This is a genomic window from Saccharopolyspora karakumensis, from assembly GCF_004349225.1.
In the GTDB taxonomy this organism is placed as follows: domain Bacteria; phylum Actinomycetota; class Actinomycetes; order Mycobacteriales; family Pseudonocardiaceae; genus Saccharopolyspora; species Saccharopolyspora endophytica.
The window spans coordinates 1-1,116 of the sequence record NZ_SMLA01000127.1 but is presented as its reverse complement, the minus strand read 5'-3'; the positions used below and the strand labels follow the sequence as shown (position 1 = coordinate 1,116).

General features: G+C 65.9%; 1 protein-coding gene. It reads left to right on the top strand.

Annotation, left to right across the window (positions count from 1 at the left end; translation table 11 throughout):
• Positions 1-122 precede the first annotated feature (122 nt).
• Positions 123-1,116, top strand: a 994-nt coding sequence (locus E1202_RS31105) for an IS481 family transposase (protein WP_132686877.1), incomplete at its 3' end; no start/stop codon positions are given.

Below are 1,116 nucleotides of genomic sequence, written 5' to 3'. Positions count from 1 at the left end.
TGTGATGTCCGGGGAGGTTGTCCCGGTCGTGGTGTGTGAGTTGGTTTGTTCTGCAGACAGGTGAAGGCCTCTGGTTGTGAAGTGGAGCTGTCTAGGAACCGCTTCATCAACCGGAGGCCTTCGTGTCCCACCCTAACGCCACGCTGACCCCGCGCACCCGGCTGCGGCTGGCTCGTTTGATCGTCGAGGAGGGCTGGACGACTACTCATGCGGCGAAGATGTTCATGGTGTCGGCGAAAACGGCACGTAAGTGGGCCCAGCGGTATCGACTCGAAGGCGTCGAGGGCATGCGTGATCGCAGTTGCCGGCCGCACCACAACCCGAATAAGACCCCTGAACAGCTCGTTCGGCGGATCGTGGGGCTGCGGTGGCGTCACCGCCTGGGCCCGGTCCAGATCAGCGGGCGTGTGGGTCTTGCGTCCTCGACCGTGCACGCGGTCCTGGTGCGCTGCCGGATCAACCGGCTCTCGCGGATTGACCGGGTCACCGGCGAGCCCTTGCGCCGGTACGAACACGACCACCCCGGATCACTGATCCACGTCGACGTCACCAAGTTCGGCAACATCCCCGACGGCGGCGGCTGGCGCTACCTCGGACGTCACCAGGGAAAGCGCAACCGGGCCGCCACAGCACACCGCACCGGCGAGCGCGACCGTCACCACGCCCCGCGGCTGGGCACCGCCTACCTGCACACCGTCATCGACGATCATTCCCGGGTCGCCTACGCCGAAATCCGCACCGACGAGAAAGCCGCCACCGCGATCGATGTGCTGCACGGCGCTGTCGCGTGGTTCGCCGAACACGGCGTCACCGTCGAACGAGTCCTGTCCGACAACGGCGCGTGCTACCGCTCCCACGCCTGGCGTGACACCTGTCGCGAGCTCGGCATCACACACAAACACACCCGGCCCTACCGGCCCCAAACCAACGGCAAAATCGAACGATTCCACCGCACCCTCGCCGACGGCTGGGCCTACGCCCGCCCCTACGAATCAACCCAGCAACGCAACACCGCCCTGCCAGCCTGGATCCACTTCTACAATCACCACCGCCCCCACTCCGCCATCGGAGGCACACCGCCAGTCACCCGACTGACCAACCTCCCCGGACATCACA